The organism is Kribbella sp. NPDC005582 (genome assembly GCF_040605415.1).
Classification (GTDB): Bacteria; Actinomycetota; Actinomycetes; order Propionibacteriales; family Kribbellaceae; genus Kribbella.
The window spans coordinates 648777-674180 of record NZ_JBEXCU010000002.1 but is presented as its reverse complement, the minus strand read 5'-3'; the positions used below and the strand labels follow the sequence as shown (position 1 = coordinate 674180).

Below are 25404 nucleotides of genomic sequence, written 5' to 3'. Positions count from 1 at the left end.
GTTACACCCGCAGGGTGACGTCAGCGGCGGACGCCCGGCCCTAGCGTGAGCAGCATGACAGACGAGGCAGGCAGCGGACAGGCGGTCGTGCGGCTCACCGCCGTACGCAAGGAGTACGGCGAATCGGTCGCGCTCGACGAGGTGTCACTGGAGATCCACGCCGGTGAGGCCGTCGCAGTGATGGGACCGTCCGGCAGTGGCAAGTCGACGCTGCTCAGCATGGTGGCCGGACTGGACCGGCCGACCTCAGGCACCGTAGTTGTGCACGGCGACGACCTGGGCGCACTGGACGAGAAGGGGCTGGCCCTGTTCCGCCGCCGGCGCATCGGGATGATCTTCCAGTTCTTCAACCTGCTGGACGACCTCTCCGCCCTGGACAACGTCGCACTCGCCGCACAGCTCACCGGTACGGCGGCCAGTCACGCCCGCAAGCGTGCACTCGAACTGTTCGAGGAGCTGGGCATCGCCGGACGCCGCAACGTCTACCCGTCTCAACTGAGTGGTGGCGAGCGGCAACGAGTCGCCGTCGCGCGCGCTCTGATGAACCGCCCGGCACTCTTGCTCGCTGACGAGCCGACCGGCGCGCTGGACACCCGAGCCGGCGAGCAAGTGATGGACCTCCTGCTCGACCTCAACCAGATCGGCCAGACGCTCCTCCTGGTGACGCATGACCAGCAACTGGCGACCCGCTGCGCCAGCCGAGTCATCGACTTCGTCGACGGTCAGGTCGCCAACGAACGCATGCTGGAGCGTACGCCGTGACCGCCGTCTGGCCAGTCGCCCGAGCAGCCGTACGGCGGCGCCGCGTTCAGACCGTGGTCATCGGCGTAGTGGTCCTGCTGTCGACGTCGATGATCGTGGTCGCCTTGGGATTGCTGGCGGCATCGAGTGGTCCGTTCAACCGCGCGTACGCCAAGCAAAGCGGTGCACAGCTGACCGCGTCGTACGACCGCACCAAGGTCACGGACGCTCAGCTCACCGAGGCGGCGCGGAGTGCGGCCGCTTCCGCCGGACCGTTCGCGCAGGTCGCTCTCGAGGGTGCTCAGGACTCACTGGTCACCGTGGGGCGCGCAGACCCGGGTGGAGCGGTCGACCGGCTCAACGTGTGGAAGGGGCGCTGGGCCAACGCGACCGGCGAGATCGTGCTCAACCGCAACCCAACCTCGTCAGACGGTCGTGGTGCGCCGCAGCTGAACGAGACGATGAGCCTTGGCGGGCGGACGTTCACCATCGTCGGTTTCGCGTACAGCGTGAGTCACTCGGCTGGTGCGTGGGTCACGCCGGAGCAGATGAGCGCGCTGAAGCCGACGTCGACCCAGATGCTCTACCGATTCGCGCAGGCTGCCACGAACGAGGAGCTGACGGCCGGCCAGCAGGCGGTGACGGCCGGGCTGCCGTCCGGTGCACTCCTCGGAACGCAGTCCTACTTGGCACTGCGGGCCCAGGCCGCCGCTGAGCCGAACACGTTTGTGCCCTTCTTGATGGCGTTCGGGTGGCTGGGGCTCGCCGTCGCCGTACTGATCGTGGCCAACGTCGTGAGTGGCGCTGTGGTCGCAGGGTTCAAGCACATCGGGGTGCTGAAGTCCTTGGGATTCACGCCGACGCAGGTGTTGACCGTCTACCTGGGAATGGTGTCGATCCCGGCCGTGATCGGGTGTGCCATCGGTGTTGTCCTAGGCAACGTGTTGGCCACCTCCTTGCTGACAAGGGCTTTCGAGAACTACGGCGCGGGCGGGGTCGGCGTACCGATCTGGGTGGACGTCGCGACACTGCTCGGCGTACCGGCGCTGGTGGCACTGTCTGCGTTGCTGCCGGCTCTGCGGGCGCGGAGTCTGTCGGCGGCTCAGGCGATCAGCGCGGGCAGCGCCCCGCGGGCCGGACGTGGGCTGCGAGCACAGCGCTGGCTCAGTGGCAGTCGTCTGCCACGGCCGCTCAGTCTGGGGCTGGGGCTGCCGTTCGCACGGCCAGGCCGTACGGCGTTGACGCTGGCGGCCGTCGTACTCGGGGTACTGAGTGTGACGCTGGCCGTCGGCCTGGGGAAGTCGTTGACGACGTACCAGACCGCGGCGAGCCGGGCTGGTGCGGTCGACCTGGCGATCTTCGCCGGCCCCAGCGAGCCCGGGGCTCAGCCTGGCCCGAACGGCCCGGTCCCCAACGGCCCGGTTCCGAACGGTCCTGGAGAGCCGTCCGGCGCGAAGCTGACTGACGCGGAGGACGAGGCGCTGCTGCGATCCACCCCCGGCGTGACCTCGGTGGCCGCTCTCGCCGACCTGCCGATGCAACTGGCGGGCGCGCAGACCGACGTACGGGTGTCGTTTTACCGCGGCGACTTCCAGCAGGTGGGCTACCGGCTGCTGGGCGGTCGCTGGTTCGACGGCCCGGGGCAGGTTGTCGTTTCGGAACGCTTTTTGCGGCAGCGCGGACTGGCAGTCGGCGACACGATTACCTTGCAGTCGCACGGAAAGAGTGTGCGGGCACAAATCGTCGGCAAGGCGATGTACAACTCGGGTGACGAGGTGCTGTCGAACTGGGCGACGCTCGGGCTGATTGCACCGGCCGCGCGGGCCAGCATCTACGAGATCAATGTGAAGCCCGGCACGAACCTCGACGCCGTCGTCAAGGCGATCCAGGCGAAGGACTCCGGTCTGATCGAAGGCGACGGGCAGGACGCCGGGACGTTCGTCGCGGTTGTGCTGGCCACGGTCGTTCTGCTCACGCTGATGCTGGGCACGGTCGCCGCGCTCGGTGTCTTCAACACCGTCGTCCTCAACACCCGCGAACGTCGCCGCGACCTCGGCATGCTCAAGTCGATCGGCATGACTCCAGGACAGGTCGTGGTGATGGTCGTGACGTCCATGACCGCGCTGGGTGCACTCGGCAGCCTGCTCGGGATCCCGCTCGGAATCCTCGCGCATCGCCTGGTGGTACCGGCGATGGCGAACGGAGCTCAGATCGATCTGCCGGACTTCATGCTCGACGTCTTCCCGGCCGGGCTCCTCGCGCTGCTCGTCCTCGCAGGCGTGCTGATCGCCGCCGCCGGCGCCTACGTCCCGGCCCGCTCAGCCGCCCGTACGACGATCGCCCAGGTCCTCCACAACGAGTAGCAGGCTGCAACGTCGTGACCGGACTGTGCTGTTAGTACGGCGAGAATCGGGGCACTGAGCCCCAATGCGACGGAGCTCATTTGTACTGCTGGCGGTCCTGCTGGTGGTGGCCGCCGGCGTGGCGCGGCCGGTCGCGGGGTGGTTCGGATCGGGCGGGCAGGCCACGGTGACGGCGTTGGCGCAGGCGACGCCGACGCCGAGCCTGGGCTCGACGCCGCAGACCGTGGCCGACCTGCCGAACGACAACGACGGTGATGCCGCCGACTACGACCAGGTAGCGCTGGTGGTCATCTCGTTCCTGTTCCTGGGGTTCGTCGTCGCCGCTTCGCTCGGCTTCTATCTGTGGCGCCGTAGCCGCCAGGCCAAGGTGGCCCGGCAGACACGGCATCAGGAGTAGTCAGTCGGCCTGGTCACGCAGGTGTTCGGCGCGACCTTGGTTCTCGCCGGCGTCCAGCAGGTTGTCCTCCGGCGCCCGGTTCGCGTCGTACTCCGTGAGCGCGATCTCGGGATGGTGTATGTCGAAAGCCGGGCTCTCGGAGCGGATCCGCGGCAGTTCAACGAAGTTGTGCCGTGGTGGCGGTGAACTAGTTGCCCACTCCAACGATCGGCCCCAGCCCCACGGGTCGTCGACCTTGACCAGCGGTGCCTTGCGGGACTTGTACACGTTGTAGAGGAAGGGCAGCGTGGAGATGCCCAAGACGAAGGCGCCGACCGACGACACCTGGTGCAGGACAGTGAAGCCCTCGTTCGCCCCGTACGTCGCGTAGCGCCGCGGCATGCCCTCGACACCCAGCCAGTGCTGCACCAGGAACGTCGTGTGGAAGCCGAAGAACAGCAGCCAGAAGTGCAGTTTGCCGAGCCGCTCGTCGAGCATCCGGCCGGTCATCTTCGGCCACCAGAAGTAGAACCCGGCGAACATCGCGAACACCACCGTCCCGAAGACGACGTAGTGGAAATGCGCGACCACGAAGTAGGAATCACTCAGCTGGTAGTCCATCCCGGGTGACGCGAGGATCACACCGGTCAGCCCGCCGAACAGGAACGTGACCAGGAAGCCGACCGACCAGAGCATCGGGGTCTCGAACGACAGCGAGCCGCCCCACATCGTGCCGATCCAGTTGAAGAACTTCACCCCGGTCGGTACGGCGATGATGAACGTCATCAGGGAGAAGAACGGCTGACTGACCGCGCCGGTGACGAACATGTGATGCGCCCAGACCGCGATCGAGTACAGCGCGATCATCAGCGTCGCGCCGACCAGACCGACGTACCCGAAGATGGGCTTGCGGCTGAAGACCGGGAGGATCTCGGTGATGATGCCGAAGAACGGCAGCGCGATGATGTAGACCTCGGGATGGCCGAAGAACCAGAACAGGTGCTGCCACAACAACGGGCCGCCGTTCGCGGCGTCGAAGACGTGGGCGCCCAGTGTTCGGTCGGCCTCCAGCATCAGCAGTGCGCCGGCGAGGATCGGGAACGCGATCAGCACCAGGATCGACGTCACCAGGATGTTCCAGGTGAAGATCGGCATCCGGAACATCGTCATCCCCGGAGCGCGCATGGTGATGACCGTGGTGACGAAGTTGACCGCGCCGAGGATCGTGCCCAGACCGGCCATCCACAGCCCCATGATCCACAGGTCGGCGCCAACGCCCGGCGAGCGGGTGGCGTCCGACAACGGCGTGTACGCCGTCCAGCCGAACGACGGTCCGCCCCGCGGCGACAGGAACCCGGACAAAGCGATCAGCCCGCCGAACAGGAACAGCCAGTAGCTGAACATGTTGAGCCGCGGGAACGCGACGTCGGGGGCGCCGATCTGGACCGGCATGATCACGTTCGCGAAGCCGACGAACAGCGGTGTTGCGAACAGCAACAACATGATCGTGCCATGCATCGTGAACAGCTGGTTGTAGACCTCTTCGTTGACGATCTGCAGACCCGGCTGAGCGAGCTCGGCGCGGATCAGCAGCGCCATCACGCCGGCGATCAGGAAGAAGACGAACGACGTGATCAGGTAGAGCTGACCGATCACCTTGTGATCCGTCGTGGTCAGAACGGCCACGACCCGGCGCCCGAGTGGACGCCGGGTGGCGGCTGCGACGACCGAGCCCGCGGCCCGTCGATCGATGGTGACCATGGTCGGCCGTTCGGTCAGGCCTGGCTGCGGACGGTGCCGGCGGAGTCCTGGGTCTGTTGCTTGACGTCGTCGGCTGCCGAGCGGGCCTCGTCCTTGACCTCAGCGGCGGCCTGCGCCGCCGACTCCTTGACGTGCTCGACGGCTTCCTGTGCCGGCTCGGCCAGGTTCTCCTTCAGCTCCTGCGCGATCTGACCGGCTTGTTCCTTGACCGGTTCCGCGACGTTGTCCTTCGCGGTCGCGGCCAGCTCGCGTTCCTTGACACTCGGCGGCAGTGCTGCCGAGATCACCCAGCCGGCCGCGAAAGCCACCAGGCCGGCGGCCAGTGGCGCGCCGCGGGTCCGCTCCTTCACCGAGGACGGCGCGGAGGTGACCGCGTCGCCGACCTTGCTACCGGCATCCTGCAGCGACGACCCGACACTGTGCCCGGCGTGCTCGGCAGAGCCCATCACGCTGTGCCGCAGGGACGACAACCGGCTCTTGGCCGCGTCCGTCTGCCGGTGGACGATCTGCCGTGGGCTGACCTTGTCCGCCAGCGCATCGACATCGTCACCGACCTGACGCCTCGTCTGCTCGATGTTGCGTCTCAGGGTTTGCGGGTCTTCAGCCATTGCGCATCCTCCTTCAGGGTCTCCACGGTCTGCTCAGGTTTCGGGTTCACGTCCTTCAGCGCCTTGCGGCCGGACGCGCCCAGGACAGCGGCGATCACGCCCCAGATCACGGCGACGATCAATGCCGCCCAGGCCAGATGCATCGCCTCGCCCAGCGCCCACATCACCGTGAGCGACACGAACAGGGCGAGCATCCAGCCGGCCACCGCGGCGCCGCCGAGCATGCCCGCGCCCTTGCCGGCCTGCTTGGCCTCCGCCTGCAACTCGGCCTTGGCCAGCGCGAGTTCCTGGCGGGTCAGCGTTCCGACGTCGGTCGTGAGTCGCGAGACGATCTCCCCCAGCGAGGCGTCTGCCCCGAGCGAGGCGTCGTTGTACGACGAGCCGGCCGGTACCGCGGCCTGCACCCGGCTGTCACCGGCCGGGGTGTACGGCTCGGTCATCTCAACGCTCCGTCCGCGGACCGAACTCCGGCTCGACCGGTGCCCCCGGATCCAGGTCGGGCATCGTCGGGGTCGGGGTCGGCGGCGGCATCGCCGTACCGGCTGTCGGCAGTCCGTCCGACCGCCCCGGTACGCCGCCCGCCGGCAGGTCGCCGAGGGGTCCCTCAGGCGGCGTGCCGACCGGACCTGTGGACCGGGTTGTGTCGTACGGGTCCGTGCCGGCCGAGCCGGAGCCTGTCGCGGGATAGCTTCCCGGAACATCAGTCCGGGACGGACGGGCGTGAGCGGGCCTTGCCTGCAGTGCGCCGTTGGACGACGCCGGGCTCGACGGCGTCGGGGCGCCCGCGGCCAATGCCCGGGAGGCACGACCGGCGAGGATCCCCGCGACGACGGCACCCGCGAGGAAGCGGCCGGGGCGGCGCCGGGCCATCATCCGGAGGTCTTCGACGACGTCACTGAGCTCACGGCCGTCGAGGAATCCGGCGGCCTGGTCGGACCAGGACGCGCCGTGCCGCGCGGCCTGCGCACCCCAGCCGGAGCCGTGCTCGGCCATCGAGCGCAGTTCGTCGCCGAGCGAGCGAAGTCCGCCTACGACGTTGTCCCGCTGCTGCCCGGCCTGCTGGGTGACCTGGTCACGGGTCTCGCCGAGCAGTTGGCGGGTCTGGTCCCGCACATCCGTGGCGACGACGCCGACCTGCTCCTTGGCAGTTCCCGCAACTTCCCGGGTGGCGTCGACCGTCGTCTCCTGGACGGCACCGGCCTCGGCCCGAACGCTGTCGCTCAACTGACCGCTCCCGGTCGTCGAATTGGTGGTGGAGGTCATCGGTAACTCCCTTCGGTTCGGGCCGTCGGTAACCCACCGCCGACCCAACAAACCTCCGCACTTCACCCCGTACGAACAGTGAGCTTTCGGCTACACTTCGTAGTGGCCGGGTACAAGGACGCTGCCTGGAGCTACTGCAGAAACCTGGGTTGCCCGTGCTCGGACGAGTCCACTGCTTGATTGCCCTCGCACTGATCTCCTTGCTGGCAAGCTGTGCTGACGTCCCCACCGACGTCGCCGCGGACCAGCTCAGCCAGCCGTCGAAGAAACCTTCCCCGACAGCCACCACCCCGTCGCCGAAGCCGAAACCGTTGCCGCAGTTGCCGCGCGGCGGCCGGCGACTACTGCCGGATCACCAACTGGTCGCCTTCGTCGGCGCGCCCGGGTCACCGGCGCTCGGCCCATTGGACAGCAACCTCGATGAGCGTGCCGCCCGCCTCGAGAAGCTGGCCGCGTCGTACCAGGGCGGTCGCAAGACGCTCCCAGTGATGGAGCTGATCGTGGTCACCGCCCAAGGCAGCGCCGGCGGCGACGGCAAGTACCGCTCCCGGATCAACCCCGCGGCGATCGATCGCTACCTGGCCGTGGCACGCAAGCACAAGATGCTGCTCATGCTCGACGTCCAGCCCGGCCAGGCGAAGCCACTCGACGAGGTACGCCTCCTTGAGCCCTGGTTGCGCCAACCGGACGTCGGGCTCGCGGTCGACCCCGAGTGGGAGGTCGGGCGCGGCCAAGTGCCCGGCCGCGTCTTCGGCCGTACGTCGGGAGCGGAGCTGAACGCGATCGGCGCCTACCTGTCGAGCCTGGTAAGCAAGCACCGCCTCCCCGAGAAGCTGTTCGTGTTCCACCAGCTGTCCAAGCCGATCGTGCACAACGAGAAGACCCTCCGCACGCATGCCGGCGTGGTGACGCTCAAGTCCGTCGACGGAATCGGCAACATGGGGCAGAAGGTCGCGACCTATCGCGGTCTGACCAAGACACTTCCCAAGGGTATTCACACGGGCTTCAAGCTCTTCTACCAAGAAGACACCCGGCACGGCGCGCTGATGACACCGCCACAGGTGCTGGCACTCAAGCCGCGGCCCGAGCTGGTGATCTACGAATGAACCCGGTGTCCAGGCGTCAGTTCCTGCAGCTCACCGCCGGAGTAACGGTGAGCGCAGGCCTAGCCGGCTGCGCCGACACTGGTGCTCCCGATCCCGCACCGGTGGTCGCCGACCACGTCGCAGCTCGTACGTCGCCACGCCCACCGGCCCAGCCGACACCGTCCACGCCGGCTGCACCATCCGTCACGGCGACCGCGCCTCCGTTCATGGGAATGGTGCCCGTGCTCATGCACCATCGTCTCGTCGACGGCGAATCCGGCACCTACGACATGACGCCACAGTTCTTCCGCGCCGAGCTGGAGCGGCTGTATCGCGAGAAGTACCACCCGATCCGGACCATCGACCTTGCCCGCGGCAACTTCTCCACAGTGCCGGCCGGCAAGACGCCGGTGGTGCTGACGTTCGACGACAGCAGCCCGCGGCAGTTCGCGGTCGACGCCCGCGGCCGCGTGGATCCCCAGTCCGCGCTGGGCATCATGCTCGACTTCCAGCGCAGGCATCCGGACTTCCCCGCGGTGGCCTCGTTCTACATCAACCAGAACCCCTTCGGCTATCGGGGCGCCGACGTCGCCCGCGCGCTCCGGAAGCTCGAGGAACTCGACTGCGAGATCGGCAACCACACCCTCACGCACCCGAACCTGCGGTCGCTCAGCGACGCCGAGGTCCAGGCCGAGCTCGGCGGGCTGTCCGCGCTGGTCGCGGCCGCCGGGGTGCCGCCACCACGCACACTCGCCCTGCCGCTCGGCGTTCACCCGCGCCGGCGGTCGCTGCTGGCCCAGGGCGGATCCGGACCGACGGCGTACCGGAACGAGGGTGTGCTGCTCGTCGGCGCCAACCCGGCACCCTCGTCGTACCGGAAGGACTTCGATCCGATGGCGATCCCACGGATCCGCTGCAGCTCGCACGCCGGCGGCAAGGGCGCGCTGGAAATGGCCTACTGGCTGGACCGCCTGCGCCGCGACACCTCGCGATAGTTGCAGAGTGCTTATCCCTGATTACTCAGGGTACCGGGCACTCGCAAGGCGGCACACGAGCGAGAAAGGGCAGAGTAATGAAGACAAGCAGACGAATGATCGCGGCAGCGACCATGGTCGTCGCGATGGCTTTCGGTGGAGCCACCGCGGCACACGCGGCACAGGGCGAGGTTGCGTGCGGCTACGACTACAACGCCTGCTGGGCCAAGTGGTACGACTACGGGTTCGTCAAGAACTACATCGTCGGCAAGATCTACTACAGCGGCGGCGGCTACCACTTCTACTGGTGGAACTGACCATCCGTACGACGAGTGCCCGGTCGCAGTCGCGGCCGGGCACTCGCACTCAATTGCAGGCGGTTCCGAAGGCTGCTGGTCTGAACTCCCGGAACCTGGAACCCTGACCTCGCGCGCGATCCGAGTTCCTGCCCCCGCCAGTGCCCATCCGTCCCGAGAGCAAGCGTGCGAACCGCAGACCCGGGTACTGAAAGTTCAAAGCTGCTGCGAACGACGGGACGACGACCGATGGCCGATCTGAATCGGGCCGCCATGCTCGGCCGGCTGACGCGACTGATCGCCGACGACAGTTCCGGCAAACCACTGGAAGGCCGGCTGTGCCAGGCGTACCTGGCGATTCTCGGTGGCGGCGGTGCGGCGATCACCCTGTCCTACAACACCGTTGACCGGATCACACTCTGCACGACCGACGATCTGGCGGCCCGCCTCGAGGACCTTCAGGAGGTCGTCGGTGAAGGCCCCGGTACGGCGGCCTACCAGACCGAGCGCATCACCGTCGCCGACCTGAGTGCCGGGGACGGGCCGTGGCCGCTGTTCACGCAGGCCGCCCGCTCGATCCCCACCGCCGAGACCCTGTACGCCGTACCGATGCGGCCGTGGCCCGACAGTGTGATCGGGGTGCTGAGCATTCATCAGAGCACTCCGGAACTGCCGGATCCCGAGCACGCGCAGTTCCTGGCGAACGCCATCGGCGCCGCACTGGTCAAGATCGCGCCCGACGAGTCCGACCTCGACGGCAGACCGTGGGCAGCCCGCTCGGAGATCCACCAGGCGGCTGGGATGGTGGTGGCCCAGCTCGGAGTGGACCCGGACGACGCGTTCGCGCTGCTCCGGGCGCACGCCTTCGCGCACAACACCACACTGGCAGCGGTCGCGCAGGAGATCATCAGCCGGCGCCTGCATTTCTCCGACGACGACACATCCTGATCGGCCGCGGGCATGGGATCGGGTACCGGCAGGTATGCAATCCACTTCTTCTGATGAAGCCCAGCAGCTCGCGGAGCAGGTCGCGCGCCTGGCGCAGCAACGCGGCGCACGCGTCGCGGTCGCCGAGTCCCTCACCAGCGGAATGATCGCGAACCAATTGGGCGCGGCCCCGGAGGCCAGTTCCTGGTTCGTCGGCGGAGTGGTCGCGTACGCCGCGGACGTGAAGTTCAAGGTGCTCGGAGTCGACCCTGGTCCGGTCGTGACGGCTCACTGCGCCGCACAGATGGCGACGGGCGTCGCGGAGCTCCTGAGCGCAGACCTCGCCGTCGCGGTGACCGGCGTCGGCGGACCTGATCCGGACGAGGGCCACCCGGCCGGCACGGTCTACCTCGCGGTCCGGGCCGGTTCGCGCGAGGCGGTCGGCCACCATCACTTCGACGGCGATCCGACCCAGGTCATCGAGCAGTCGACTGTCGCCGCCCTGCAGCTGCTCCGCACGGCCTTGGAGACTCCGCACTGACGGGGATGGCCGCCACCTCACACCCAGGTTGTCCACGCCTGGGCTTCGACGACCATCCCCGCTCCCCTCACAGTCTTCGACCGGCTCCCACCGTTCCGCCGACCGAAGTGACGGGCTAGGTACCCGCGACGCGACCCTGTATTCGGGTGCGGGGCAACTGATTGGAGGCCCCTGCCCGGGGTACCGAAGACCTCCCGAAACCTGACCCCCGGAGGCTCCGTGACCGAGGTGCCGCTGCCCTCCCTGATCTCCGGTACGGCGCCCGGCACCGTGGGACTCGAGGAAGAACTGCTGCTGGTGGACCGGACCACCGGTCTGCCGGTCGACGCTGCCGCGGATGTGGTGGCCGCGGTCAACGATCCCCGGGTGAAGCCGGAGCTGATGGCTTGCCAGGTCGAGATCGCGACATCGGTACACACCGGCGTACCGAGTGCGATCGAGGAGCTCCGGACCTGCCGCAAGCTGATCGCGGCCGCCTGCGACCCAGGCCTGGCGCCGATCGCCACGCCTGTGCACCCGCAGGCCGGCGAAGTCGTCGCTCTGCGGTCGTCGGATCGAGCCGCCGGCATGATGAACCGCTACCGCGAGATCATCGGCCGCCAACTGGTCTCGTCCCTCCAAGTGCACCTCGCCTTCGGCGATCCGGACTGCACGCTGGCGGTCTACCACGGGCTCCGCAACCTGCTCCCGGAGCTGGCCGCACTCGCGGGCGCGGCGCCCTTCGCGGGCGGGCGCGACACCGGCCTGTGCTCGGTGCGCCCGGTGATCGCCTCCGGCCTGCCCCGCCAGGGCGTCCCGCCAATCATCACCTCCTGGGACCAGTACGCCGACGACCTCGCCTGGGTGATCCGCGGCGGTGCCGTGGCCGACGCGGCGGAGTGGTGGTGGGAGCTGCGTCCCCATCCGCGGTACGGAACTCTCGAACTGCGTGTCCTGGACGTCCAGGCGACGATCGGCCGGACCAGCGCACTGGTCCGGTTCGTCCACGCACTCGGTGCTTGGCTCGCCGACCAGCACCGGTACGGCGAATTGTTGCCGCCGGCCCCGACTTGGCGGATCGCGGAAAACCGCTGGGCCGCCCTGCGAGACGGTGTCCGAGGCAACCTTCTCGACCTGCGGACCGGCGAGGCCAGACCCACCGCCCGCTGTCTGCACGATCTCCTCGACGCCGTCGAGCCGCACGCCGACGGTGCTCTCGACGATGCGCGCGCTCTGATCGAAAATCCACCGGTCGACCACCTCCGCGCCCTCGGGCCCGAGCGGGTCGTCCCTTGGCTTGCGGAGGTGTTCACCCAATGAACCTGCTGACCTTGCCCGGCGTCTTTGCCCCGATCTCCGACTCCTGGCTGCTGGCCGACGCGATCCGGCAGGAAGACCTCGGCCCCGGATCACGAGCACTCGACGTCTGTACCGGCAGCGGCGTGCTCGCTCTGACCGCAGCCAGTTGCGGAGCAGAGACGACTGCCGTCGACGTGTCCCGACGAGCGTTGCTCACGGTCCGTCTCAACGCCATCCGGCACGGCGTCCACGTCCGCACCCTGCGCGGCCAGACCTTCGCGCCCGTGGCCGGTGAACGATTCGACTTGATCGTCAGCAATCCGCCGTACGTGCCCTCGCCGCGCACCGATCTCCCGAGGCGCGGACCGAGCCGGGCCTGGGAGGCCGGTCGCACCGGGCGGATCGTCCTCGACGCTTTGTGCGATGCGGCCCCTGCCCACCTTCGGCCAGGCGGAGTGGTGCTGCTGGTCTCGTCTTCGCTGATCGGCACCGACCTCACCCTCGACCGGCTGCGGAACGCCGGGCTGGTCGAGGTGGAGGTGCGGACATCGGTACGGGGGCCGTTGGGACCGCTGATGCGTGCGCAGCAGAAGGCCGGCACGATCCCGGCGGAGATCGACCACGAGGACGTCGTCGTCATCCGCGCGGTCGGCCCGAGCTGATTGTCCGTGGGTACCGCAGAGGCGCACGGAAACCCGACGTACAAGGAGTTCTTCCCGATGTCTGATCAAGATCCGACCGACCGCTACCCGGGACCGGAGAGCCAGGACAAGGAACAGCTCGAGCACCCGGGTCTGAGCCGCGAGATGGACCACCAGCCCGATTACGGCGAGAAGAGCTATCAGGGCAGCGGGAAGCTCACGGACAAACGGGCGCTGATCACCGGCGGCGACTCCGGTATCGGCCGGGCGGTAGCGCTCGCCTTCGCTCGCGAGGGAGCCGACGTACTGATCTCCTATCTGGACAGCGAAGAGGCCGATGCCCAGGAGACCTGCCGGCTTGTCGAGGAGGCGGGCCGCAAGGCGGTGCCCGTGGCCGGTGACATCACCGACGAGGAGCATTGCCGGCAGTTGATCGACCGTGCGGTGTCGGACCTGGGCGGTCTCGACATTCTGGTCAACAACGCGGCGTACCAGATGTCCCAGAGCGGGATCGCGGACATCACGACCGAGCAGTTCGACCGGGTGCTGAAGACCAACCTGTACGCCATGTTCTGGCTCAGCAAGGCGGCGATCCCGCACCTGGCGCCCGGCTCGGCGATCATCAACACGACCTCGATCCAGGCCTACGAGCCGTCGCCGCAACTGCTCGACTACGCGACCACCAAGGCCGGGATCCTGAACTTCACCAAGGGCCTCGCCCAGGAGCTGGCCTCGAAGGGCATCCGGGTGAACGCGGTGGCTCCGGGGCCGATCTGGACACCGCTGATCCCGGCGACGATGCCGCCGGACAAGGTCGACCAGTTCGGTGCCGATACGCCCCTCGGCCGGGCCGGACAGCCGGCCGAACTAGCCGCCGCGTACGTGTTCCTGGCGTCGTCGGACTCCAGCTACATCACTGGCGAGCGCATCGGCATCACCGGCGGTAAGCCCCTGCCCTAGTGGCATGCAAAGGCCCTGGAAGGGTACCGAGAGTGGATGGATGACTCAGGACTGCTGGAGGCGGCCGGCCGGTTGTCGAAATCGCTGACACCCGGTGACCTGGACCATACCCTGAGTCGGATCACGGCAGCGGCGGTCGAGGTGCTGCCGCTGGTCGAGTACGCGTCGTTCACTCTGAAGCACAGCGACGGGCGGGTGGAGACGGCTGCCCCGACCGACGACCTGCTGTGGGGCGTCGACGCCGCGCAGTACGAGCTGCAGGAAGGGCCTTGCTACGAAGCGGCAACCGAGAGCGCCCATGTGATCAGTTCTGATCTCGCTGCCGACACGCGCTTCCCGCGGTACGCCGTGACCGCCGTCGCCGCGGGAATCCGGGCCCAGGCCGGCCTCCGGTTGTTCGACGCGCCCCAATCGCAGGGAGCCCTGAACCTGTACTCGACCAAGCCCGGCGCGTTCGACGACCTGGGCTCGCTCGGCCTGCTCTTCACCCATCAGTCCGCGATAGCGATCAGCTACGCCCAGGAGATCAACAATCTCCAGGACGCCATCCAGACCCGCCAGACGATCGGTCAGGCGGTCGGCATCGTGATGGAGCGGTACAGCCTGAACGACCAGCGGGCGTTCGCCTTCCTGACCCGGCTCTCGCAGCACGGCAACGTGAAACTCCGTCGCCTGGCCGAGGACCTCGTCACCGAAACACAGAAGAGAGATCCACGCCCTTAGCGGTTCGCCAGCCGATCCGGATCGAGATCTCCCCACACCTGCACGATCCGGCCGCCGCGCAGCCGATACAGCGCAAACTCCTGCAGTACGGCGGGCCTGCCGTCGACCGTGGTGTAGGTGTCGAACAGGTGGGCGCTCATCCAGTCCCCGTCGACCAGGAGCCGATGCAGCTCCCAGTGGAAGTCCGGATAGGTCTCCACCACGGACCGCAGGCCGGCGCCGTACTTCTCGAGGCCGGCCAACCCCCCGTTGATCTCGACGTCGTCAGCGACGAATTCGTCGAGGTCGTCGAAGCGATAGCTGTTGCAGCGCCGCAGATAGCGCTCGTAGAACTCGTGCATCAAGCGTCTGCTTTCGTGGTCACCCGCAGCGCGAACCGGTCGAACAGCCGGTCCGGGATCATCCGCCGTACCTTCGGCAGCACGGTCGCAGTCAGGCCGTTCGCGTACCGCGTGTGCGGCCGGTCGGCACTCACGGCGTGCATGATCAGATCGACGCCTTCCTGCGGGCTGGGGCTCTCCTTGCCACGCCGCCGGAGCACCTCGCGCAAGGTGTTCAGCCGCTCGTCGTAGACGGCATTCGGCGGCAGCGAGTCCAGCGTCTTCGCGGCCTTCGACCAGATCGGTGTGGCCAGCGGTCCCGGTTCGACGATCACGACCGAGATGCCGTCGGGCAGCAGCTCCTGCCGCCAGGCATCGGCGATCGCCTCCATCGCGAACTTCGAGGCGTGGTACGGACCCGCGAAGCCGGTCGCGATCTTTCCACCGATCGAGCCGACGAAGACCACCCGGGAGCCCGTCGTACGCCGCAACAGGGGCAGGAACTGCTGAGTCGTCGCGACCTGGCCGACCACGTTCACCTCGAGCTGAACGCGGAGATTGTCGATCGGCAGTGTCTCCAGCGGACCGGCCACGGCGATCCCGGCGTTGTCGACCAGCGCGTGGAGGCCCGCCCCGCCGAGCGCCAGGTCGACCGCCGCCGCCGCATCCTTGATCGAGTCGGCGTTCGTCACGTCGAGCGGGAGAACAGTGACCCGCTCGGAGGTCTGCCGATCGATGACCGCACCGTCGTCCGCGCTGTGGACGCAGGCGAACACGCGCCATCCCTCCTCGTCCAGCCGGATCGTCGTCGCCGCACCGATCCCGCTGCCGGCGCCGGTGATCACCACAGTGCGCAGTGCCTGTCCTTGTTCTGGGGAAGCCATGCAGTGCCGGTTCCCGCAGCTATTCACGCCCAGGACCGGTCAGGTAGCGGCGAGGGTCGCCACCGGCGCTCGCGGCCGAGGCCAGCCAAGCCTGCAGGCCATCCGGATCACGCCGCTCGAGTTCGTCCAGACACCGCTGCCGCTTCATCACGATGCGCAGGCGGGCGGCCGACGACGGTGCATTGACCAACTCGCCGTACGTCGCCATCCATTCGCGGCACAGGTCGCTCGTACTCAACGCCTGCTGGTGTGTACCGGGCATCGTCGGCTGCGATCCGCCGTACCAGCGAAGTGCCCGGGGTGATCCGGCGGCCATCACCGCGAGCAGGAGCACGGCGGCGGCGTGCAGGATCATCGTCAGACCGACGACGGCGATCAGCACGGCGTACCAGCTCGCGACCTTCCGCAGGGCCCACTGGCCCGGCGACGGTTGGGGTCCGACGTCCATTCCGCCGCGCGCGACGTAGAGCGCCCAGCCGGCGATCGCCGCCGGCACGGCCAGGGTCAGCCAGATTCCGGCCGGTACGACGAGCAGCGCGGCGAGCACTCCGGTGCCGACGAAGGCGAGGCAGCTCATCCGCCACAGGGTCTTGTAGATTCCCACGTCGCTCCCCTCCTCCGGAGCTCGGCGGTACCCGGGCCGCGAGGCTGCATGCCCCGTGATTCGGATCGGTTCGGCGTGGGTACAAGGTGCCCGTTCCGGGCCGTGGTCGAACACCGTGCCGCATCAGCCGGAACTCTTGGCAGGCAGGACTCGCCTCATGTCGCCCACCGACCCCGATGTTGTGTGCCCGACTTCCCCGCATCCGCGCCGAGCCGACGAGGCTGCCCGGATGGAGCGCCTCCTCCGCCGCGCTCATACCGCGCGCGGCCCGCAGCGCGAAGCACTCCTCGACGCCGCGATCCTGGCCGGTATTCCGCTCGCGCGGACTCTGGCCCGGCGCTATCACGGGCGCGGCGTCGACAACGAAGACCTCGACCAGGTCGCCCTCGAGTACCTGATCAAAGCGGTGCGGAACTACCAGCCCACCGAGGACTCCGACTTCCGCTCGTACGCCGTACCGACGATCCGGGGCGGGATCCGGCATCATTTCCGCGATCACGCCTGGGCGGTCAAGCTGCCGCGGCGGCTGCAGGAGATCCAGACCCAGGTCCAGTCCGTCGAGGCCGAACTCGCCGCGGAGCTGCACCGCTGGCCGACGCGTCGGGAGCTGGCCGAGGCGCTCGACGTCGAGGTCTGCGAGGTGATCGAGGCCGAGCAGGCCCGGGGTTGCTTCCAGCCGAGCTCGCTGGACGCGCCGCTGCCCAACGACGCCGCGCTGAATCTCGGGCAGCTGGTCCGCGATCCGAACGACACCTACGAGCTGGTCAACCAGGTCAACTCCCTGCTGCCGGTGGTGAACGAACTCCCCGACCGGGACCGGCTGATCTTCCAGCGCCGGTTCGTGGACCACCGGACCCAGGCCGAGATCGGCGCCGAGATCGGCATCAGCCAGATGCAGATCTCGCGGCTGCTGCACAGCATCATGCTCCGGCTCCGGCTCGCCCTCACCAGCTGATCGGCCGCGGGACCGACGCCCGCGCCTAGCGGGCGTCCTGGTCCAGCAGGCGGTTGACCGAGCGTTCGAGCGCGGCGCGGGTCTCCGGGTCGTCGAGGTCGTCACCGACGCGCTCGACGGCGCTGGTGATCGTGCGGCCGCGTTCGTACTGCTCGACCACCCGCGGATCGATGTACGACGCCCGCGCGACGGTCGGTGTGTTGCCGAGATGGTCGGAGACCTCCTCGGCCATCTCCTTGACCGCCGCGTTCAAAGCCTTCTTCGTCGTCGGCGGATCGGCCTCGGCGAGCTCGACGGCGGCGAGCACCGTGGCCGTCCAGGTCCGGAGATCCTTGACCGTGTAGTCGTCACCGACCAGCTCGTGGAAGCGCTCGTTGACCATCCCGGCGTCGATCTCGTGATAGCCCGACCCGTCGCGGTACACCAGCAGTCGCGGACCGCCGTGCCGGCTGCGCTTCAGCGAACGCACCGCGGCCACCAGCCGGTCGTCCTCCAACTCGAGCTTGCGCTCCTGACCGCCCTTGGCGACGAAGTCGAAGACCACCTTGCCCTTGCTGACCTTGACGTCGTCCCGCAGCAGCGTGGCGGCTCCCCGGCTGCCGTACTCCTCGGCGTACCGGGTGTTGCCGGTCCGGAAGACGCCGTAGTCGAGCATCCGCAGCGCGACCGCCAGCACCTTCTGCCGGCCCAGGCCCCGGGCGCACAGATCGGCGTCCACCGCCTCCCGGAACGCGGGCAGCTTGCGCGCCAGCTGCCGGACCCGGTCGTGCTTGTCGGCGTCCTGGGCGGTCCGCCAGTCGTCGTGGTACAGGTACTGCCGGCGCCCGGCCTCATCGGTGCCCAGGGCCTGGATGTGGCCGTTGGGATACGGGCAGATCCAGACGTCGGTCCAGGCCGGCGGGATCGCCAGCGTCCGGATCCGCTCGACGATCTCGGTGTCCTTGATCGTCTTGCCCTCGGTGTCGAGGTAGCTGAAGCTCCGACCGCGTCGCCGGCGGGTGTACCCCGGCTGGTCAGGATGGCTACGGCGAAGTCGCATGTCCGACCGGTACCCGCGCCTAAGCCGCCGTCAGGCGGCCTGCGACAGCGGCGCGAGGCGAGTCCGCAACGTGCCCAGGATCTGCCGGAGCAGCCGGGAGACCTGCATCTGACTGACCCCGATCTCGGCCCCGATATCGCCTTGTGTCCAGCCCTCGACGAACCGCAGTTCGAGGATCCGCCGATCCCGTGCGGACAGGTCTTCGAGGATCGGCTGGAGCATGTCGATCCGCTCCAGCCGGTCGACGTCGTGGCCGTCGTCGTCGGCCACGACGTCGGCCAGGACCAGGTTCCCGTCCGCCACCGGGTAGTCCATCGACAGCACGTCGAAGCATCCTCGCGCGGCCAAGGCGTCCTCGACGTCCTGCAGGTCGAGGCCCAGCCTGGCCGCCATCTCGTCCGGGCGCAGCTGCCGGCCCAGCTCCTGCTCGAGCTGCGGGACCTTGGTCATCAGCAGCCCCTGGATCTCCTGCAACTTGCGCGGGATCCGGATGGTCCAGGCGACGTCGCGGAAGTACCGCTTGAGCTCGCCGTGAATCGTCGGAATCGCGTAGCCGATGAACGGCGTGTCCGCGTCGAGCCGATAACCCCGCGCCGCCTTGACCAGACCGAGGTAGGCCACCTGATCCAGGTCCTCCGGGTCAGGGCCCTTGTTGCGGTACCGGCGCGCGATACCGCGCGCAATCTCGATGTTGAGCTCGACGATCAGCTCCAGGCAGCGCCTGCGCTCGGCGTCATCGGTGCAGCCGGACCGCCGCTGGAACAGTTCCTGCGTCGCTGCCTCGCGCGCGGCCCGATCCTGCACCGAATGACACTGCGTCGGTACGGCGTCAACAACACTCTCGAGAGAAGGCATGACAGCCACCCTCACCACCAGGCGTCAGGGCACAGCCTTTTTTAGACCGTCGTTGACGCCTGCACCCCGTACCCAACCGCCGTCGGCGTCATGCGCCCGAGATGTCCTGCACGAGGTCGCCGGTGTCCTTCTTGTTCAGGTGCCGCGCGACATCCGCCTGAGCGAGCATGCCGACCAGGTGAATTTTCGTCACCCAGGCCCGAAAAGCCACCGGATAGCGCGGCTCGGCGAATGCGGTGGCTGAGCTGGATGGCGGAGTGGGCGACCGCGCTCGCGGCAACTGGGGCTGACGGGCTTTGGTTGCGGTCAGAACAGTGGGATGTCTCCGCCCGGCCCCCGGGTTCGTTAGGCGGTAGTTTTTCGTCACCTAGGCCCGAAAATGTACCGACTAACTCGAACTCCCAGCCTCCGCGTCAACGGTTCAGTGACAGTGGGCTTGTCAACGGATTGATGACAGTGGTAGAACGGTGGTGCGTGTTGACACCGACTGTTGCTGATGATGGAGGTGGAACGATGTTGATGCGCACCGACCCGTTCCGGGAGTTCGACCGGCTCGCCCAGCAGCTGAGCGGCACCTGGTCGCGGCCGAGTCCGATGCCGATGGATGCCTACCACTGCGGCGACGAGTACGTCGTGGCGTTCGACCTGCCCGGCGTCACGCCGGAGGCGATCAGTCTCGACGTCGAGCGCAATGTGCTCACCGTCAAGGCCGAGCGGCGGCCTGCCGCGCTCGAGGACGGCGTGGAGATGCAGGTGTCCGAGCGACCGCTGGGTGTGTTCTCGCGCCAGCTGTTCCTCGGCGACGCCCTCGACGCCGATCAGATCAGCGCGACGTACGACAACGGCGTACTGACGCTGCGGATCCCGGTCGCGGCCAAGGCCAAACCTCGCAAGATCACGATCAGCAGCAAGGCGGAGAACGAACAACAGCAGCTGAGCGCCTGATCCCGGTCAGGCCTCGGACAGGAGTGCAGATGCCGCAGAACCCCTCGCTCATCCCACCTGCGGACGCGCTCCGGCGCCTGACCGATGTCCTGCGGACGCGTGCCGCCGCCGTCTCCACCGAGCCGGCGGAGACCGCGTCCGCGGACGAATTCCTCGAAGCACTGCACCAGCTACGGCAACTGCGGGACTGCCTGAACACCTGGGAACCGCAGTTGATCGACGCGGCCAGGACGGCCGGCACCAGTTGGGCCCAGTTGGCGCCGGCGTTGGGAGTCGCCACCCGGCAGGCCGCCGAACGCCGCTACCTCCGGCTCCGGCCGAACGCCGCCGAGCCCGGGCTCAACCGCGAGCAACGCGTCCAGGCGACCCGCGACGAGCGCGCCGGCGAACGCGCGGTCGCAGTCTGGGCCCGCGACAACGCGGCCGACCTGCGGCGAGTCGCCGGGCAGGTCGCTGCTCTCGGCGGGCTGAACTCCACAGCGCAGGCCAGCGTGGCCGCCGTACATGATGCCTTGGGCAACGACGACACCAGCGCACTGCTGGCTCCGTTGACCGCCGCCGGCCCGCAACTCTCCGAACAGCATCCCGACCTGGCCGACCGGATCTCCGAGCTCGGCGCGCGCAGTGACGAGGCGCGTCGTTCCGGCCGGGAACGCAAACGATCCTGAAGCGCCCACTGGGAGGACGACGCGTATGAAGCTCCTGTTCGAACTTCGCCCGGTCGAACACCTCGAAGCGAGTGTCGAGTACTACCGCACGCTCGGCCTGGAGCCGCTGAGCTGGCCGAGCGACGACTCGGCCCTCCTCGGCCCCACGGCCGGCGAACCTCTGATCGCGCTGGTGCGGGACCCCGCCGAGGCCGCCCTCGGCACCGGCGGCGTGTACGACGTCGGCGACCTCGACGCCTTCTACGCGGACCACGCCGACCTGGACTGGCTGCTCACGCCCGACGACAGCCCCCTCGGCCGGTACGCCGTCTTCGCAGACCGCACAGGCACCGCCATCCGGCTGCTCGACCCCGCCGCCGACCAGCCGCGCATCCCGCAGGCCCACCGCCTCGTCCCTGCCGCCGCCTGACCGGTTTGCGGGCTGGGTACGGTATTTCGCGCCACCGCTGCCGGCATTGAGGTTGTAAAACCAGCCTCGCACCGCCGACGGGAGCAGTGAGGAAGTGGCAACCATGTTGGAATCGATCGACGCCAGTACCAAGCTCTGCAGCCACCATCTGACCGAACACGAAGCCGTCGCACGCCAGGCCGTCAGCGTCCTGATGGAGTGGTACGACCTGTCGTCCGCACAAGCGCGGACTCAACTGCGGGAGTGGGCGGCGCAGTGCGACGTCTCCGCCTGCCAAGTCGCCGAGGCTTTCGTGCGCGGCGTCTACCAGGGCGGTCCGACGACCTGTCCGCCCGCCACCGTGCGTCGCCTCGAACGCCTGCTTCGGGAATTCACCGGTCAGGCCGAGGCACGCTGACGGTCGGAGGCCGGCCAGACGTACGGAAGGTCTCTGGGCTCGTCGAAGTATCGGCTGTAGTAGTCGGGGTCCTTGCGGAGCAGCGCTGAGCGGTGGCTGCGATGCAGGGCCTCGTCACCGAGCCACGGTGGCAGTTCATCCGCCGCGGCGAGCTCCGCCTGCAGCCGTGGGGTGCGCACCTTGAGGACGTCGTTCAGCTCGGTCCGCAAGGTCAGCGCGCACGTGTCCGCGCGGCCGCTCGCCGTCCACGCGGCACACATCTCCAGGCCGTACCGAACGAGCGCTTCCTCGTAACCGATCCACATCTTCACCGCCGGGTGATGCCGCCACCCGTACGTCGGGATCGTGAGGCCGCGGAAGATCTGCAGGGCCTCCACCCGTTGCTTGCCGAGCCGCCGCGGATCCAGCAGGGCGGCTGTCTCGGCGAAGTCCGGCGTCGGCAGGAACGACTGCATGAAGAAGCGGTACCCGAGCGCGAAACCGTGGATAGCCGGGCTGATCCGGGGTACCTGGCAACGAGTCGCTATCCGAGGAGAACCGTCATGGGCGCCGCAATCGTCATTCCGTTGATCATCATCGTGCTGGCCGCGGTCGGCTACCTGCTGTGGACGCTCTTCGCCGCCGGCCGGGGCGCGGTCACCATCGCCAAGTCGGTCAGTGAAGGCGGGACCGGCGAGACCGCCGTCCACTCCGACGAGCGCACCAAGAGCCGGCACTCCGACACCACCCCGGTCGACCCCGACAACCACTGAGCCGGCACCATCGTCCGCGGCCTGGTGTCCGCGAACCCGTGACGACCTAAGCTTCCGGGGGTGACGAGCTTCCCGGAGATTGTGATAGGTGCTTCCGGCAACGAATTGCTGATGCCCTTCGGCGTTTTGACGATCCGCGTCACCGGCGAGGAGACTGCCGGCGGGCTGGCGGTGGTCGACTCGGTGCTGAATGCGGGCGCGCTGGGGGCCGCGCCGCACATTCATCACGGTCATGAGGAATACTTCCTGATCGGGTCGGGCGTCGTCACCTTCGACACCTCGACCGGTCCGGTCGAGGTCGGGCCGGGCGGCTCGGTCGCCGTACCGCGCGGGCAAGCGCACGGCTTTCGCAACCTGACCGACGAGCCCGCACGTCTCACCATGCTGTTCACGCCGGCCGGCTACGAGAACTACTTCCGTGCTGTCGCGGAAGCCTTCGCGTCTGGTGAGCAGCTCACCCCCGAATTGCTCAACACTCTTCGGGCTGCCCACCAGACGACGCCTGCGACGCTTACTTGATCATGTAGGCGAAGGTGTCGTGCCGGAGCACGTCGCCGGAGACCTTAACGATCTTGAGGGTGTGTTGAGTGTTCGTCAGTGCGGTGGCGCTGAAGGCCTGGTGCGCGGTGACGCGGGCGTCGCCGTGCAGGTTGACGCGGCGGATCAGCTTGCCGTCGAGGTAGACGTCGGCTTCCCCTTGGTCCGGGGCCAATGCCGTCGACCAGTTGACCGCCGTACCGGTGAAGGTGAAGGAGACGGATGCGCCGTTGGCGGCGGCACTGTGTACGTCGTCGCGGTAGTCGCCGCGGAACCGGAAGGTGAGGGCGGTGGCCCCGACCGGCTGCTTGGCCAGGTACTCCTTCTTGATCGTGACCGTGCGACCGGTGACCGTGTAGTCGGTTCCCTTGACGAGCTCGGTCGTGCCGTTGACCAGCGCTGTGAGTTCGCCCGGGTCGCGGCCGATCTCGGTGCTGACGTCGGCAGCCTGTGCCTTGTTGAAGGTTGCCTTGTCCGGGTTCAGCAGGCTCTCCTGCCGGATGTTCAGCTTGTCGACCAGCATGAACTGACCGGACTTCTTCACGCCACGGATCGTGTGGGTGCCGTTCGGCAGATCGGAGATGCTGAAGACGACCTGCTGGGCGCCACGACCGTCAGCCTGGTAGGTGTTGACGGTCTGCTTGAGCTGACCGTCGATGTAGATCTCCACCTCGCCCTGGGAGTTGTGCGTCTCGGTGACATAGTCGACGCCGTTCCCGACGAAGCTGTAGGAGAACGCGTCGCCGTTCTGCTCGGTGTACTGGACGTCGTCCTGATAATCGCCGAGACCGCGGCCCGAACTGCGGCTCCACGAACCCGTGTAGACCATCTGCGGGTTGTCGTTGTTGACCTCGACTGTCCGGGTGGATGCGTCGGCCGCCTTCGCGGCGTTCGGCGAGTCGGTCACGGTGACGTTCAGCGGCTCACTGACCGCCGGTACCTCAAAGTTGCCGTTGCGCTTCCAATCACCGGCGTACGACGCCCGCAGGTCGTCGTCGTTGACCTTGATCGTCGAGTTCTTCTGCGGAGTGACCTTGAACAGCCGGACACCGTGGATCGGTACGTCGTTCGCCGTGAAGCTGCTCGCGAACGTGCCGAGGTCCTTCTTGGCCCACAGGTCGCGGACCTTGGCCGCGCCGTTCAGGCCGAGGTCGGCCCAGTTCACCGTCATGTTCGCGTCGGTCTGACCGAGGTTGAACAGGGCGACGGTGTAGCTGTTGTCCGCGTTCAGGGAGAACCAGGTCTGCCGATTCGTCTTGGTCGACAGCGGTTGCGCGGGCCGGCCGGCGGCCTGCACCGCGAGCACCTCACGGTTGGTCAGCAGGTCGAGTCCGTACTGGTCGAGCCGGGTCATGTCGTTGCCGATGTACATGGGCGCTGCCGAAACTGCCCACAGCGTCGCGGCGGTACGGCGCTCGTCCTTGGTCAGACCGTCCATCTGGCCGTTGCCGACGTCGAGCGAGTCGAGGTCGTTCCAGCCGCCCGGACCCGCGTGCCGCCACCAGTCGGCGAGCTTGGGGAAGAGCCGGTTGATGTTCGGCCACGCGGTGAGGGCGACGCCTTCGCAGTAGCACTCGACGTCCCAGTCGATCCGCCAGCCGTTCGCGTACTGCTTCCAGGTGTCGGCGTAGTTGATGTCGACCGCCCAGGACAGCTCGAGCCAGATCTTGTGCCGGGCCAGCGCCTGCGACCAGGCCTTCACATCGTCGCGGGCATCCAGCGAGAGGTCGCTGACACCCGAGCCCGGCGTGACGCTGTCGAACTTCAGGAAGTCGATCCCCCACGATGCGTAGAGGTCGGCGATCGAGTCGATGTACTTCTGCGCGCACGGCTTCGAGAAGTCGATCTTGTAGCCGATCCCCCAGTAGTCGGCCTTCACCAGCGGCCGCACCGGCAGGTCACCGGTCCTGCACTCGGGAGCGCCGTACACCGGCAGGTTCGCGTCGATCACGCTCTGGCCGATGCCGGGGATGCTGTAGATCCCGACCTTCTGGCCGTTGTTGTGGATGTGGCTGATCACCGCCCCGAAGCCGTCGGGGTAGTTCTCCGCGCTCGGCGTCGGGCGGCCGTAGCCGTCGATCCCGCCGTTCCAGCCGGCGTCGATGTTGATGTAGTCGTAGCCGAACGGCTGCAGCTTCTCGTGCATCGCGTCGGACTGCGCCTTGAGCTGGGCGGCGTTGATCCAGGTGTTCCCGTGCCCGGCGTACACCTGCATGCTGTAGCTGCTCCAGCCGCGGTACGGCTTGGCGGCCTTCGCTCCGGCCGGCCCGCCGGGTGTCACCACGGCATCAGTTGCCGGGACCGGCTTGGTGGCAGGCTTCTGCAGCGGGAGCGCCTGGCCGGGGATCGGCTTGGGCGACGGCGCGGCCGCCGAGACGAGCGCGGAGCCGGCGGGCAGCAGCGCGGCGATCAGGAGACCTGCGAACAGACCTCGCAGCACTGTGGTTCGAGGGGATCGGGTCATGATGGGAATCTTGATCGGGTTAAGTAAGTCCGTCAAGA

At 68.0% G+C, this 25404-nt stretch carries 30 protein-coding genes; 19 read left to right on the top strand and 11 right to left on the bottom strand.

The window, feature by feature from the left end; translation table 11 throughout:
• Positions 1–54: 54 nt before the first annotated feature.
• The 3 genes from ABZS29_RS14720 to ABZS29_RS14710 all read left to right on the top strand — a co-directional run bounded on the left by ABZS29_RS14720 (position 55) and on the right by ABZS29_RS14710 (position 3501).
• Positions 55–762 carry an ABC transporter ATP-binding protein gene (locus tag ABZS29_RS14720; protein WP_355462009.1) on the top strand — a complete coding sequence of 236 codons (708 nt, stop codon included), beginning with the start codon at positions 55–57 and terminating at the stop codon, positions 760–762.
• Positions 759–3104, top strand: a complete 2346-nt coding sequence (locus tag ABZS29_RS14715) for an FtsX-like permease family protein (protein ID WP_355462007.1) — start codon at positions 759–761, stop codon at positions 3102–3104. The genes ABZS29_RS14720 and ABZS29_RS14715 overlap by 4 nt, the downstream gene beginning before the upstream one ends.
• 64 nt (positions 3105–3168) lie before the next feature.
• Positions 3169–3501: a hypothetical protein gene (locus ABZS29_RS14710; protein WP_355462005.1), complete on the top strand. Its 333-nt coding sequence runs from the start codon at positions 3169–3171 to the stop codon at positions 3499–3501.
• Here the strand turns inward: ABZS29_RS14710 and ctaD are convergent, their stop codons facing one another.
• The 4 genes from ctaD to ABZS29_RS14690 are packed head-to-tail and all read right to left on the bottom strand — an operon-like array spanning position 3502 to position 7112.
• The gene (gene ctaD, locus ABZS29_RS14705; protein ID WP_355462003.1) at positions 3502–5241 is read right to left on the bottom strand and encodes a cytochrome c oxidase subunit I; all 1740 of its coding nucleotides are present in this window, start codon (positions 5239–5241) and stop codon (positions 3502–3504) included.
• A gap of 14 nt (positions 5242–5255) precedes the next feature.
• Positions 5256–5849 (bottom strand): DUF3618 domain-containing protein, encoded by a 594-nt coding sequence (locus ABZS29_RS14700; RefSeq protein ID WP_355462002.1) that lies wholly within the window; start codon positions 5847–5849, stop codon positions 5256–5258.
• The gene (locus ABZS29_RS14695; protein WP_355462000.1) at positions 5825–6289 is read right to left on the bottom strand and encodes a phage holin family protein; all 465 of its coding nucleotides are present in this window, start codon (positions 6287–6289) and stop codon (positions 5825–5827) included. The genes ABZS29_RS14700 and ABZS29_RS14695 overlap by 25 nt, the downstream gene beginning before the upstream one ends.
• A gap of 1 nt (position 6290) precedes the next feature.
• Positions 6291–7112, bottom strand: coding sequence for a hypothetical protein (locus tag ABZS29_RS14690; protein ID WP_355461998.1), 822 nt, complete (start codon positions 7110–7112; stop codon positions 6291–6293).
• 176 nt (positions 7113–7288) lie between these two features.
• On the opposite strand from ABZS29_RS14690, the gene ABZS29_RS14685 reads away from it, so the two are divergent.
• The 9 genes from ABZS29_RS14685 to ABZS29_RS14645 all read left to right on the top strand — a co-directional run bounded on the left by ABZS29_RS14685 (position 7289) and on the right by ABZS29_RS14645 (position 14537).
• Complete coding sequence (locus ABZS29_RS14685; protein ID WP_355461997.1) at positions 7289–8218, top strand: hypothetical protein; 930 nt, start codon at positions 7289–7291, stop codon at positions 8216–8218.
• 5 nt (positions 8219–8223) lie between these two features.
• Positions 8224–9192 carry a polysaccharide deacetylase family protein gene (locus ABZS29_RS14680; RefSeq protein WP_355461996.1) on the top strand — a complete coding sequence of 323 codons (969 nt, stop codon included), beginning with the start codon at positions 8224–8226 and terminating at the stop codon, positions 9190–9192.
• A gap of 77 nt (positions 9193–9269) precedes the next feature.
• Complete coding sequence (locus tag ABZS29_RS14675; protein ID WP_355461994.1) at positions 9270–9488, top strand: hypothetical protein; 219 nt, start codon at positions 9270–9272, stop codon at positions 9486–9488.
• Between the two features lie 228 nt (positions 9489–9716).
• Positions 9717–10415, top strand: coding sequence for an ANTAR domain-containing protein (locus ABZS29_RS14670; RefSeq protein ID WP_355461993.1), 699 nt, complete (start codon positions 9717–9719; stop codon positions 10413–10415).
• Positions 10416–10449: 34 nt separating this feature from the next.
• Positions 10450–10935: a CinA family protein gene (locus ABZS29_RS14665; RefSeq protein WP_355461991.1), complete on the top strand. Its 486-nt coding sequence runs from the start codon at positions 10450–10452 to the stop codon at positions 10933–10935.
• A gap of 219 nt (positions 10936–11154) precedes the next feature.
• Complete coding sequence (locus tag ABZS29_RS14660; RefSeq protein WP_355461989.1) at positions 11155–12234, top strand: YbdK family carboxylate-amine ligase; 1080 nt, start codon at positions 11155–11157, stop codon at positions 12232–12234.
• A complete protein-coding gene (locus ABZS29_RS14655) occupies positions 12231–12875 on the top strand; it encodes a HemK2/MTQ2 family protein methyltransferase (protein WP_355461987.1) in 645 nt (214 codons plus the stop codon). The genes ABZS29_RS14660 and ABZS29_RS14655 overlap by 4 nt, the downstream gene beginning before the upstream one ends.
• 57 nt (positions 12876–12932) lie before the next feature.
• Positions 12933–13814 (top strand): SDR family oxidoreductase, encoded by an 882-nt coding sequence (locus tag ABZS29_RS14650; RefSeq protein ID WP_355461986.1) that lies wholly within the window; start codon positions 12933–12935, stop codon positions 13812–13814.
• Between the two features lie 36 nt (positions 13815–13850).
• Positions 13851–14537 (top strand): GAF and ANTAR domain-containing protein, encoded by a 687-nt coding sequence (locus ABZS29_RS14645; protein ID WP_355461984.1) that lies wholly within the window; start codon positions 13851–13853, stop codon positions 14535–14537.
• Here ABZS29_RS14645 and ABZS29_RS14640 read toward each other — a convergent pair.
• From ABZS29_RS14640 to ABZS29_RS14630, 3 genes are read right to left on the bottom strand one after another with little or no spacing between them, the layout of a single operon-like run.
• On the bottom strand, positions 14534–14878 hold the full coding sequence (locus ABZS29_RS14640; RefSeq protein ID WP_355461982.1) for a nuclear transport factor 2 family protein: 345 nt from the start codon (positions 14876–14878) through the stop codon (positions 14534–14536). The two genes, ABZS29_RS14645 and ABZS29_RS14640, sit on opposite strands and share 4 nt — an antisense overlap.
• Complete coding sequence (locus tag ABZS29_RS14635; protein ID WP_355461980.1) at positions 14878–15741, bottom strand: SDR family NAD(P)-dependent oxidoreductase; 864 nt, start codon at positions 15739–15741, stop codon at positions 14878–14880. The genes ABZS29_RS14640 and ABZS29_RS14635 overlap by 1 nt, the downstream gene beginning before the upstream one ends.
• Positions 15742–15760: 19 nt before the next feature.
• The gene (locus tag ABZS29_RS14630) at positions 15761–16345 is read right to left on the bottom strand and encodes a hypothetical protein (RefSeq protein ID WP_355461979.1); all 585 of its coding nucleotides are present in this window, start codon (positions 16343–16345) and stop codon (positions 15761–15763) included.
• A gap of 229 nt (positions 16346–16574) precedes the next feature.
• On the opposite strand from ABZS29_RS14630, the gene ABZS29_RS14625 reads away from it, so the two are divergent.
• Entirely contained in the window at positions 16575–17300 is a 726-nt protein-coding gene (locus ABZS29_RS14625; protein WP_355461977.1) for a sigma-70 family RNA polymerase sigma factor, read from the top strand.
• A gap of 25 nt (positions 17301–17325) precedes the next feature.
• Here ABZS29_RS14625 and ABZS29_RS14620 read toward each other — a convergent pair whose 3' ends face one another.
• Together ABZS29_RS14620 and ABZS29_RS14615 are read right to left on the bottom strand one after the other, a co-directional pair.
• Positions 17326–18339: a DNA topoisomerase IB gene (locus ABZS29_RS14620; protein ID WP_355461975.1), complete on the bottom strand. Its 1014-nt coding sequence runs from the start codon at positions 18337–18339 to the stop codon at positions 17326–17328.
• 30 nt (positions 18340–18369) lie between these two features.
• Positions 18370–19194 carry a sigma-70 family RNA polymerase sigma factor gene (locus ABZS29_RS14615; RefSeq protein WP_355461973.1) on the bottom strand — a complete coding sequence of 275 codons (825 nt, stop codon included), beginning with the start codon at positions 19192–19194 and terminating at the stop codon, positions 18370–18372.
• Positions 19195–19707: 513 nt separating this feature from the next.
• Between ABZS29_RS14615 and ABZS29_RS14610 the strand changes: the two genes are divergently transcribed.
• The 4 genes from ABZS29_RS14610 (at position 19708) to ABZS29_RS14595 (ending at position 21613) form a co-directional block, all read left to right on the top strand.
• The gene (locus tag ABZS29_RS14610; protein ID WP_355461971.1) at positions 19708–20139 is read left to right on the top strand and encodes an Hsp20/alpha crystallin family protein; all 432 of its coding nucleotides are present in this window, start codon (positions 19708–19710) and stop codon (positions 20137–20139) included.
• Positions 20140–20168: 29 nt separating this feature from the next.
• Positions 20169–20807, top strand: a complete 639-nt coding sequence (locus tag ABZS29_RS14605; protein ID WP_355461969.1) for a hypothetical protein — start codon at positions 20169–20171, stop codon at positions 20805–20807.
• A 25-nt stretch (positions 20808–20832) separates the two neighbouring features.
• Positions 20833–21216, top strand: coding sequence for a hypothetical protein (locus ABZS29_RS14600; protein ID WP_355461967.1), 384 nt, complete (start codon positions 20833–20835; stop codon positions 21214–21216).
• Positions 21217–21319: 103 nt separating this feature from the next.
• A complete protein-coding gene (locus ABZS29_RS14595; RefSeq protein WP_355461965.1) occupies positions 21320–21613 on the top strand; it encodes a hypothetical protein in 294 nt (97 codons plus the stop codon).
• Here the strand turns inward: ABZS29_RS14595 and ABZS29_RS14590 are convergent.
• Positions 21595–22068, bottom strand: coding sequence for an MSMEG_6728 family protein (locus tag ABZS29_RS14590; protein WP_355461963.1), 474 nt, complete (start codon positions 22066–22068; stop codon positions 21595–21597). The two genes, ABZS29_RS14595 and ABZS29_RS14590, sit on opposite strands and share 19 nt — an antisense overlap.
• 87 nt (positions 22069–22155) lie before the next feature.
• On the opposite strand from ABZS29_RS14590, the gene ABZS29_RS14585 reads away from it, so the two are divergent.
• On the top strand, positions 22156–22365 hold the full coding sequence (locus ABZS29_RS14585) for a hypothetical protein (RefSeq protein ID WP_355461961.1): 210 nt from the start codon (positions 22156–22158) through the stop codon (positions 22363–22365).
• Positions 22366–22425: 60 nt separating this feature from the next.
• Positions 22426–22884 carry a cupin domain-containing protein gene (locus ABZS29_RS14580; RefSeq protein WP_355461959.1) on the top strand — a complete coding sequence of 153 codons (459 nt, stop codon included), beginning with the start codon at positions 22426–22428 and terminating at the stop codon, positions 22882–22884.
• Here the strand turns inward: ABZS29_RS14580 and ABZS29_RS14575 are convergent.
• Positions 22877–25366, bottom strand: a complete 2490-nt coding sequence (locus tag ABZS29_RS14575; protein WP_355461957.1) for a X2-like carbohydrate binding domain-containing protein — start codon at positions 25364–25366, stop codon at positions 22877–22879. The two genes, ABZS29_RS14580 and ABZS29_RS14575, sit on opposite strands and share 8 nt — an antisense overlap.
• Positions 25367–25404: the final 38 nt, after the last annotated feature.

Bases quoted from the DNA above. Each gene is read 5' to 3' on its own strand.
- ABZS29_RS14720 (WP_355462009.1), top strand. From the start codon at position 55: ATGACAGACGAGGCAGGCAGCGGACAGGCGGTCGTGCGGCTCACCGCC.
- ABZS29_RS14710 (WP_355462005.1), top strand. From the start codon at position 3,169: ATGCGACGGAGCTCATTTGTACTGCTGGCGGTCCTGCTGGTGGTGGCC.
- ctaD (WP_355462003.1), bottom strand. From the start codon at position 5,241: ATGGTCACCATCGATCGACGGGCCGCGGGCTCGGTCGTCGCAGCCGCC.
- ABZS29_RS14700 (WP_355462002.1), bottom strand. From the start codon at position 5,849: ATGGCTGAAGACCCGCAAACCCTGAGACGCAACATCGAGCAGACGAGG.
- ABZS29_RS14695 (WP_355462000.1), bottom strand. From the start codon at position 6,289: ATGACCGAGCCGTACACCCCGGCCGGTGACAGCCGGGTGCAGGCCGCG.
- ABZS29_RS14690 (WP_355461998.1), bottom strand. From the start codon at position 7,112: ATGACCTCCACCACCAATTCGACGACCGGGAGCGGTCAGTTGAGCGAC.
- ABZS29_RS14675 (WP_355461994.1), top strand. From the start codon at position 9,270: ATGAAGACAAGCAGACGAATGATCGCGGCAGCGACCATGGTCGTCGCG.
- ABZS29_RS14670 (WP_355461993.1), top strand. From the start codon at position 9,717: ATGGCCGATCTGAATCGGGCCGCCATGCTCGGCCGGCTGACGCGACTG.
- ABZS29_RS14665 (WP_355461991.1), top strand. From the start codon at position 10,450: ATGCAATCCACTTCTTCTGATGAAGCCCAGCAGCTCGCGGAGCAGGTC.
- ABZS29_RS14655 (WP_355461987.1), top strand. From the start codon at position 12,231: ATGAACCTGCTGACCTTGCCCGGCGTCTTTGCCCCGATCTCCGACTCC.
- ABZS29_RS14650 (WP_355461986.1), top strand. From the start codon at position 12,933: ATGTCTGATCAAGATCCGACCGACCGCTACCCGGGACCGGAGAGCCAG.
- ABZS29_RS14645 (WP_355461984.1), top strand. From the start codon at position 13,851: ATGGATGACTCAGGACTGCTGGAGGCGGCCGGCCGGTTGTCGAAATCG.
- ABZS29_RS14640 (WP_355461982.1), bottom strand. From the start codon at position 14,878: ATGCACGAGTTCTACGAGCGCTATCTGCGGCGCTGCAACAGCTATCGC.
- ABZS29_RS14635 (WP_355461980.1), bottom strand. From the start codon at position 15,741: ATGGCTTCCCCAGAACAAGGACAGGCACTGCGCACTGTGGTGATCACC.
- ABZS29_RS14625 (WP_355461977.1), top strand. From the start codon at position 16,575: ATGGAGCGCCTCCTCCGCCGCGCTCATACCGCGCGCGGCCCGCAGCGC.
- ABZS29_RS14620 (WP_355461975.1), bottom strand. From the start codon at position 18,339: ATGCGACTTCGCCGTAGCCATCCTGACCAGCCGGGGTACACCCGCCGG.
- ABZS29_RS14615 (WP_355461973.1), bottom strand. From the start codon at position 19,194: ATGCCTTCTCTCGAGAGTGTTGTTGACGCCGTACCGACGCAGTGTCAT.
- ABZS29_RS14610 (WP_355461971.1), top strand. From the start codon at position 19,708: ATGTTGATGCGCACCGACCCGTTCCGGGAGTTCGACCGGCTCGCCCAG.
- ABZS29_RS14605 (WP_355461969.1), top strand. From the start codon at position 20,169: ATGCCGCAGAACCCCTCGCTCATCCCACCTGCGGACGCGCTCCGGCGC.
- ABZS29_RS14600 (WP_355461967.1), top strand. From the start codon at position 20,833: ATGAAGCTCCTGTTCGAACTTCGCCCGGTCGAACACCTCGAAGCGAGT.
- ABZS29_RS14595 (WP_355461965.1), top strand. From the start codon at position 21,320: ATGTTGGAATCGATCGACGCCAGTACCAAGCTCTGCAGCCACCATCTG.
- ABZS29_RS14590 (WP_355461963.1), bottom strand. From the start codon at position 22,068: ATGCAGTCGTTCCTGCCGACGCCGGACTTCGCCGAGACAGCCGCCCTG.
- ABZS29_RS14585 (WP_355461961.1), top strand. From the start codon at position 22,156: ATGGGCGCCGCAATCGTCATTCCGTTGATCATCATCGTGCTGGCCGCG.
- ABZS29_RS14575 (WP_355461957.1), bottom strand. From the start codon at position 25,366: ATGACCCGATCCCCTCGAACCACAGTGCTGCGAGGTCTGTTCGCAGGT.